Here is a 7,420-nt window from a genome sequence, read left to right as displayed (position 1 = left end):
ATAACGCGAACAAGACTTCCCAAACCGCATCTGAGCATTTGGGGAAAATTGTAAAAATGGAAGGAAAATCAAAGTGATGGAAAGCCCGATGGCGCTCCCTAGCGGAATCGAACCGCTCTCTCCACCGTGAAAGGGTGGCGTCCTAACCGATAGACGAAGGGAGCGAAGAGCTGTCCCGCCACGACCATCCGGCCCCGGCATTGCCATTTCGCTTTGGTACAAACTTCCGGCAAATCAATGCTTTTGGGCAGCGATGCGCCGTGCCGGATCCGGACCCCCTGCCAAGCGGTCCGGGGGCCGGCGGGCGAACGTATAGTGGCGTTTGCGCGGCCGGGCAAGCCACCGGGAACGCGGTTTTTTGGGGCCCATCGGCCGCATTAACCGGCGTGAATATCCGTGATTCCCGGGGCTTCGCAACGCTTTCTAAAGGCAGTTACGATACCGCCGGGAGTGCAAGGAGCACCTCAAATGGTCGCAGCCAAGAAGAAGCGGGAACCGCGCAAATCGCTGCAGCAGCCCGGGTGGATCACACTGGAAGGCGGCTTCGCGGTGCGCCCCTGCGTGGTGCGGGATATGTCCTCGACCGGGGCCAAAATCACGATCGACGATCCAAATTCGCTGCCCGGAAACTTGCGGCTGGCATTTACGCGCGACGCCCGCACGGGGCGACGCTGCGAAGTGGTCTGGCGGCGCGGAAAGTCGGTCGGCGTCAGGTTCGTCCGGTAGCGTGCGCCGATTGCACGCGATAGAAGGCGTGATGCGAACCATCGTCCTTACGCTCGTCATCGCAGCGCTGCCGGCGTCCGCAGCGCCGGCCCAGCAGGTCAGCCCTCATAAGCCCGACAAGCCTTTACCCTCGGACCGATTGCTGCCGTTGAAGGGCGCGGCCCGCGGCAATGCCTGCGCGGCGCTCGGCCCGGGGTTCGTCAAGGTCGAGGGCTCGGACACCTGCGTCAAGATCGGCGGGGCCACCAGCATCGGCGCCGGCACCTCCGGCGGCGCGCGCTGAGCGGCGAACCGCGGATCTGCGCCTCACGACATCGGCGGCGCGATGAATTGGGCAAATCCCGGCCGCTCCGCGAATTGCGCGAACCAGCGTTCCAGATGGGGGAGTTTCGGCTTGCTGATGCCTTCGACGCCGAACCAGCGCCGCGCATAGGCGCCGAGCGCGATATCGGCAATCGTAAAGTCATCGCCTTCGATGAAGCGCCGCGATTTAAGCTGCGCCTCGGCTACCCGCCATACCTCGGCTTCGGCGTCCGCGTCCCTCTGGATCGCGGCCATGTCGCGCTTTTCCGCAGGGGTTCGCACCAGGGCCCAGAACACCGGCCGATCGACCGGCTGTACAGTCGACAGCGTCCAGTCCAGCCAGCGATCGACGCCGGCGCGCCGCTTCGGCGCCTCGGGATAGACAGGCGATCCGTTGCCGTAGGCGAGCACGAGATAACGCATGATGGAATTGGATTCCCAAAGGACAAAATCGCCATCCACGAGCGTCGGCACCCGCGCGTTGGGATTCATCGCGAGGTAATCCGGATCGTGATTTCTGCCAAAGGCCATGCCGGCGTCGATGCGCCGAAAAGCGAGATCGAGTTCGCGCAGGCACCAAAGCACTTTCTGGACATTGACCGAATTGGCCCGGCCCCAGATGGTCAACTGTCCCTGATTGTCGGTCGGCACGATATTTCGCTCCCGGTGATCCGCTTTGAGCGGGTCATATCGGAAAACGCGCGAAAAAGCCCGTGCCACCTGTCGATTTCAACAATGCCGCTCCGCAAAAAAGGCCCGCCAATGGCGAACCCTGATTTGCGCGAGAATGTGCGGATTGCCTGATGTCAGCGGCCGAAGAACAGCCACAGCAGAATGATTACCGGTATCGGCACGCCCAGCAGCCAGAGCAGTATTCCTCGTCCCATGTTCGCCTCCTTCGAATTCCTCAATCGAGAGAAGAACGCGAAGCCCAACGTGGAGTTCCTGCGACGGGAACGGAAAACTTTTCCGGAATACTGGAACCAAAATCAGCCAAAGGCCGGTTCGCGCGGTCGTTCGCGGGCTTCCATCAGTTCGGCGTAGCGGCCGTATTCTCCAGCCATCTCCAGGAGCCTCTCGCGCACTGCTGAGTCCGTGACCTGGCGGGCCAAACGTTTGGCTTGCTCGGCCTGGAACTTATAGTGCTGGCTTTGGCTCATGGGTCACCTCAGAATCTACGTCGAGTCTGAGGGCAAAAGGTTCACCGATCGTGAACGAGAATCAGGGGCGCTGCTGGCACACCGCCGGGATGCCGGCGATGCACGGGGAATTCGTGCACGCCGGCTTCGAAGGGCGTTACCAGTGGCCGGTGTTCGGCATCGAGGTCCATGGCTCCGCCGGCGGCTTGGCGTCGCCCTTTTGCAGGAGCTCGATCGAGTGCAGGTCGGGCGAGCGCACGAAGGCCATCTGGCCGTCGCGCGGCGGACGGTTGATGGTGATACCCATCTTCATCAGCCGGTCGCAGGTGGCGTAGATGTCGTCGACTTCGTAGGCGAGGTGGCCGAAATAGCGGTCCTCACCGTATTTCTCCTCATCCCAATTGTAGGTGAGCTCGACCAGCGGCGCGCCGCGCCCCTTGGACGCCTTCAGGATGCCTTCGTCCTCGGGCGCACACAGGAACACCAGCGTGAACTTGGCCTTTTCGTTGTCGACCCGGCGGACTTCCTTCAATCCCAACGCGTCCTGATAGAATTTCAGCGCGGCATCGAGATTGCGCACGCGCAGCATGGTGTGGAGATAACGCATGTTTCTTACTCCGTTCAGAACGTTTGGAGATTTGGTTTTGGTTTGGGCGGTTCGGGTATCAGATAGCAGCAAAATGCGCCAAAGGGCAGGGGGCTGCGTGCCGTTTGCGTGCCAGTCCGTGCCCTTTGCGTTCGCGTGAGTGCTTGTGGCCACCTGAGGCCATCATGCAAATCGAATCCCTTTCCGTTGGGCTGAACGGGTTCAACCCGACAGAAAGAGCTTTCGGTCGAGGCAGAGAGTGGCTCTCGTTTCAGCGCCCCGCGCAAGCCGTCCGCCAAAGTGCCAGGACGGGGACGGCGTCTGTCTGGAGTAGGGACAATGCCGCCGCCGCCTGGGCGAAGCTGAAGGCGATACGATGGAAAGTTATCAGGTCACTTAGCGTAGCCCTGAGAGCGCAGCCAAGCTACGCGGCGGTCGCCGTTCATCCAGTCATCGGCATCGGCTTTGCTTTTCAAGCCGGTGATTTCTCGGGGCTCAACGCCCGGATATTCAGCCACGATATTCCAGTCGTCCGCAGAGTTTCGGACGGTCTTGAAGGTTACTTTTGCTTTTGCCATGCGCTGTTATGCAGGTTATTCGGCAAAAAGAGAAGCCGCCTTGCGGCGGGCGTGCGTGATTTACGGTCACGCCTTCTATTCGATGGGCCGGGCGGCACTCCGGCTCGGGAGGATTGTCTCGCTACCCGGTTGAACGCTCGTCAAGAACATTGCTAACTTGGGTAGCATGTTCGAGTTATCTCAACGGGGGCGGGATTATGGAAAAGCATTGCTTCCACAGCGCGTTTAAGGCGGCCCGTGAAGTACCGTGATGGCGGCCTTTTCAGGTCTGTCGGAATATCGTCAACGAAAAACCCCGCCGATGATGCGTGGGGGAAAACGCACGGCGGGGTTTACTCGGGGGCTTGCTCATGAAGAGCAATCCAACAATTTCATCTGGCTTGATCACATGCCAATCACGTGCCCGCGAAGGGCCAATTTGTCGCAGGGGTCGCTGGCTCACGGCCTCAAGCACAAAGCTCGATGTCGCGCCCCCTGTCTTGAACAGAACTCGGTAGCGGGCACGGCCATCGGGTCTGGCGGGTTCATTTCAAGGTCCGGTAGGACGAGCGAGTTACCCCAGGGGGTATTGACTGGCGTTCAGGGTAATGCTGCATTGCGGCTATTGCAGTGCGAGGCGTGCGTATGGGTGAGGTCATCGAAGGGGTGATTGCGGCCTATGGCCGAGAGCTGGATGCGGAATCCCTCGCGAAGATCAGGCGCTATCTGGAGACGCTCCGCTCGACGGGTACAAAAGACGATCTGACCGCGTATGGCGTGGCCTACCTCGAGCAACTCCATAATCCCGATCCCCGCTACAGCGGCTGCTGAGCTCCTATCCTAGCAGATTGAATTTTGTCCACGGCCCGGGCTGAAATCGAACGAATGCGCGCCAGGTTGCCATTGGGATGAAATCCGCCAGCTTCAAAGGGCAGGGATCTCGACCGACCCGGCCGGAGAACTCCTGGATAGGATGCTCAACAAGATCGACAATCTCTGTGCTTTCCGGAGATTCAAAAGCAGCAAGAGGCGGGCGAGGGCAACGTCAGGGCACATGAACGCGAACCGGGCCGGGACCGACAGGCATATCCGGAAATTGATCCCGTTCGGTGCAGCATGAAAATTCGCGGAGCCATCGCCATTCTCGTTGTCGCTAGCTGCCTCGCCGGCTTTGGCGTGGCCGAGCTGATCTCGACTGGTCTGTCATATTCGAAGGCTGTCGCAACCGATCTTGCGCGGACCACGGGGCGTGAAGCCTGAAGTCGGCTTCAACTGGCACAACGGCAGTATTCAATCGGTGAAGGTGACAGTTCCGAAGGTCTATGTCGGCAAGCCGCTCGATGAGCTGGCCGGCACCGTGCGCGAGGTCGTGACGAAGGATTTCAAGCAGCCGCCCGACACGATCGTGCTGGCATTCGCATTGGGCAAATAGCGATAGGTGCAACTATGCCCCGCCATTCCGCAGACCCCGCGTCGCCGCGGAAGGGTCCGGTTCGAGCTGTACTAATCTCGCCTCGTATTCGGCCGCGAGATCCAATAGCCGCTTCTGGGTGAAGGGGTCGCCGGTTCCTGTTGTTGGTGTTCGCCCGCGCGGAACTCGCGAGGCCATACGAGAGCGCTGCAGGGCCATCACAAATTTGAAATCACCGCAAGAACACCGGAACGATCGACTGGCGCTGAGGTTCAGCCCGATATCTTTTTATGGAGAGGTACAATGTCGAAACTCGGTATTCTGGGCGCAACAGCCCTTTCTCTGACGCTAGCGATCGCAGCACCGGCCTTCGCCGAGGGACGCGGTGGCGGCGGGGGCATGCACGGCGGTGGTGGCATGGGAGGTGGCATGCACGGTGGCGGTATGGGCGGCGGCATGCACTTCGGTGGCGGCATGCATGTCGGCGGCGGCAGCCCGGCGTTCCGCGGCGCTCAGGCGAGCATGGGCCCGACTGTGGGCGCAGCCCACCCTGTCGCCGTTGGCGGTGGCAACTTCGCGGGGCGCGGCGGTGGCGCGCAGTTTGGGCAGGGCGGATATCGCGGCGGTTTCCGTGGCGATCGCGGCCGGCATTTCGGCCCAGGCTTCGGCTTCGCCGCGGGCTTGGCGGCCGGCAGCGCGCTGGGTTACGGCTACGGCGGCTACTATGATCCCTACTACTACGACGACTATGCCTACAATGATTACTACGACAACGGCGATGTCGGCTATGTAGCGGATCCCGCCTACGTCGTATCGAGCGGCGTCGATCCCGCTTATTGCGCGCAGCGCTACCGGTCCTACGACCCGGCGTCCGGCACCTATCTCGGGTACGACGGTCTGCGCCATCTCTGCGGTCAGTAATCGTTGCCACAAGAAATCTAAGAGCGGCTCCCATGGGCCGCTCTTTTTCTATGTGCCAATTCTTCCATGCGCCAGGTTTTCGTTGCGGACTTCGCATCCTGCATCGAGATCAAAACGCTGATGGGCTCCAAGAAACCCGGTTCCGTCGAAACCAATAAAAGTCGTCTGCGTTATTGCATGGATACTTGATGGAGGAGATGCGAATGAAGAAAACCCTAGCTGTCCTGGCCACTGTCAGCGCGCTTGCAGCGACCACCGTCGCCGCGCCCGCACCGGCGCAAGCACGCGGCATCGGGCCGGGCCTGGCATTCGGCCTCGCCGCGGGGGCAATCGCTGCCGGCGCTTACGGGCCTTACTATTACGGTTACGGTCCCGGCTATTACGGCCCCCGCTACTACGGCCCCCGTTACTACGGGCCGGCCTATTATGGCGGCCCTTACGCATATTACGGCGGACCCTACTATCGGCACCGTTACTGGCGCCGCTGGTAACCGACCACCAAAAAGCCCGGAGCACGCTCCGGGCTTTTTCCTTTGCCGCCTTCTGCGTGCGCGCGCAAAAAGCGAGGCGTCAGGACCAGAATGGCGGCCGCTCGAATGCGTGAGGGGCGTTTTCCGAGTACCGCGCTTTTTCCAGCGTGGTGACAAAATATTCATCGCGCGCGCGCTTGAACTTCTCCTGCGTCGCCTTGAAGCGCGCGACGCGCGCGGCGATTTCCTCCCGCTCGGAATTCGCGTTGTCTTGTTCGGTCATGCCCGTCCCTTATGATTCTCGTTCCGTGCCCATTGGGGAGCCCGATTGGGGCATGAATGCGGACGCGGCGTTGTAGGATTGTGGTAACGCGCGTGCGCGAAATCCTCCCACCGTTCGGCGTTCGCGGTGGATAAACGCGCCGCGCTGCTTGTGGCTTTCGCGCCATCCCGGTAGCCAAAACAAAACGGGAGGCCCAAATGGCAAAGAACGATCTGGATTCGCTGAGCATCGAAGAACTCGCCGCGCTGCGAGAGAACGCGACCGACAAATTGCTGGAAAAGGTCGCGGCGCGACGCGCCGAACTCGAAGCCGAGCTGGAAAAACTGTCGCAGTACGACCGGCTGGCGAAGAAATTCCAGGCGGCTCCGGTCGCGAAAGCCAAAAAGAGCGACGAGAAGCACAGCGACGAGGCCAAGGAGCCGATCGCCAAGGCGGCTTAGTCTGAGGAAAGCCGCGCGAGACCGGCGCCGGGCGAGCCGGAGCTCTCACGGCATTGACGCCGCCATCCGAGCGGCCATGCTATAGTCAGCGTGGTCAAACCATCGGATGAAACGCAGGTGATTGCACCAGATCTTCGCAGCGGCGTGGAGCAGCTCGGCGACATGATCGCCGCGGCGTCCGCGATCATTCCCTTTACCGGCGCGGGCATCTCGACCGAATCCGGCATACCCGATTTCCGCTCGCCCGGCGGACTATGGACCCGCAACCGCCCGATCCCGTTCGATGAATTCGTCTCCAGCCCCGACGCGCGGGCCGAAGCCTGGCGGCGGCGCTTTGCAATGGAGCCGACCTTTGCCGGGGCAAAGCCGGGACGCGGTCACCGCGCGCTCGCCTCGCTCTACCGGGCGGGCAAGGTCCCGGCGATCGTGACCCAGAACATCGACAATCTGCACCAGCTATCGGGGATCGCGGCCGAGCACGTCGTGGAACTGCACGGCAATACCACCTACGCCCGCTGCATCGGCTGCGGCCGGGCCTATGATCTTGCATGGGTCAAGCGGAGCTTCGAGACCATCGGAGGCGC

At 61.5% G+C, this 7,420-nt stretch carries 13 protein-coding genes and 1 tRNA gene; 8 read left to right on the top strand and 6 right to left on the bottom strand.

Translation table 11 applies throughout. The annotated features are described in order from the left end of the window. Positions 1-89: 89 nt before the first annotated feature. Positions 90-164 (bottom strand) — tRNA-Glu (locus tag QZ213_RS21760). A gap of 304 nt (positions 165-468) precedes the next feature. Between QZ213_RS21760 and QZ213_RS21755 the strand changes: the two genes are divergently transcribed. Together QZ213_RS21755 and QZ213_RS21750 are read left to right on the top strand one after the other, a co-directional pair. Then, complete coding sequence (locus QZ213_RS21755; protein ID WP_291688158.1) at positions 469-726, top strand: PilZ domain-containing protein; 258 nt, start codon at positions 469-471, stop codon at positions 724-726. A gap of 31 nt (positions 727-757) precedes the next feature. Continuing rightward, positions 758-1,009 (top strand): hypothetical protein, encoded by a 252-nt coding sequence (locus QZ213_RS21750; protein WP_291688157.1) that lies wholly within the window; start codon positions 758-760, stop codon positions 1,007-1,009. 23 nt (positions 1,010-1,032) lie between these two features. Here the strand turns inward: QZ213_RS21750 and QZ213_RS21745 are convergent, their stop codons facing one another. The 4 genes from QZ213_RS21745 to QZ213_RS21730 all read right to left on the bottom strand — a co-directional run bounded on the left by QZ213_RS21745 (position 1,033) and on the right by QZ213_RS21730 (position 3,332). After that, positions 1,033-1,680, bottom strand: coding sequence for a glutathione S-transferase (locus QZ213_RS21745; RefSeq protein ID WP_291688156.1), 648 nt, complete (start codon positions 1,678-1,680; stop codon positions 1,033-1,035). A 338-nt stretch (positions 1,681-2,018) separates the two neighbouring features. After that, positions 2,019-2,189, bottom strand: a complete 171-nt coding sequence (locus QZ213_RS21740) for a hypothetical protein (RefSeq protein WP_291688155.1) — start codon at positions 2,187-2,189, stop codon at positions 2,019-2,021. A 136-nt stretch (positions 2,190-2,325) separates the two neighbouring features. Beyond that, entirely contained in the window at positions 2,326-2,775 is a 450-nt protein-coding gene (locus QZ213_RS21735) for a VOC family protein (protein ID WP_291688154.1), read from the bottom strand. A 371-nt stretch (positions 2,776-3,146) separates the two neighbouring features. Beyond that, positions 3,147-3,332, bottom strand: coding sequence for a hypothetical protein (locus tag QZ213_RS21730; RefSeq protein WP_291688153.1), 186 nt, complete (start codon positions 3,330-3,332; stop codon positions 3,147-3,149). Between the two features lie 624 nt (positions 3,333-3,956). Between QZ213_RS21730 and QZ213_RS21725 the strand changes: the two genes are divergently transcribed. The 4 genes from QZ213_RS21725 to QZ213_RS21710 all read left to right on the top strand — a co-directional run bounded on the left by QZ213_RS21725 (position 3,957) and on the right by QZ213_RS21710 (position 6,134). Next, positions 3,957-4,142, top strand: coding sequence for a hypothetical protein (locus QZ213_RS21725; RefSeq protein WP_291688152.1), 186 nt, complete (start codon positions 3,957-3,959; stop codon positions 4,140-4,142). A gap of 418 nt (positions 4,143-4,560) precedes the next feature. Beyond that, the gene (locus QZ213_RS21720; protein ID WP_291688151.1) at positions 4,561-4,743 is read left to right on the top strand and encodes a hypothetical protein; all 183 of its coding nucleotides are present in this window, start codon (positions 4,561-4,563) and stop codon (positions 4,741-4,743) included. 282 nt (positions 4,744-5,025) lie between these two features. After that, complete coding sequence (locus QZ213_RS21715; protein WP_291688150.1) at positions 5,026-5,643, top strand: BA14K family protein; 618 nt, start codon at positions 5,026-5,028, stop codon at positions 5,641-5,643. A gap of 203 nt (positions 5,644-5,846) precedes the next feature. Continuing rightward, the gene (locus QZ213_RS21710; protein WP_291688149.1) at positions 5,847-6,134 is read left to right on the top strand and encodes a hypothetical protein; all 288 of its coding nucleotides are present in this window, start codon (positions 5,847-5,849) and stop codon (positions 6,132-6,134) included. A 79-nt stretch (positions 6,135-6,213) separates the two neighbouring features. Here the strand turns inward: QZ213_RS21710 and QZ213_RS21705 are convergent, their stop codons facing one another. Continuing rightward, positions 6,214-6,396 (bottom strand): hypothetical protein, encoded by a 183-nt coding sequence (locus QZ213_RS21705; RefSeq protein ID WP_291688148.1) that lies wholly within the window; start codon positions 6,394-6,396, stop codon positions 6,214-6,216. 197 nt (positions 6,397-6,593) lie between these two features. Here QZ213_RS21705 and QZ213_RS21700 point away from each other — a divergent pair, with 197 nt between their 5' ends. Both QZ213_RS21700 and QZ213_RS21695 read left to right on the top strand, forming a co-directional pair. Beyond that, positions 6,594-6,836, top strand: a complete 243-nt coding sequence (locus QZ213_RS21700; RefSeq protein ID WP_291688147.1) for a hypothetical protein — start codon at positions 6,594-6,596, stop codon at positions 6,834-6,836. A 117-nt stretch (positions 6,837-6,953) separates the two neighbouring features. Next, positions 6,954-7,420, top strand: a 467-nt coding sequence (locus tag QZ213_RS21695) for a Sir2 family NAD-dependent protein deacetylase (RefSeq protein WP_291688146.1), incomplete at its 3' end; no start/stop codon positions are given.

This window comes from Bradyrhizobium sp., assembly GCF_017881085.1.
Classification (GTDB): domain Bacteria; phylum Pseudomonadota; class Alphaproteobacteria; order Rhizobiales; family Xanthobacteraceae; genus Bradyrhizobium.
The sequence above is the reverse complement of the archived record's forward strand: the minus strand, read 5'-3'. Positions and strand labels throughout refer to the sequence as shown.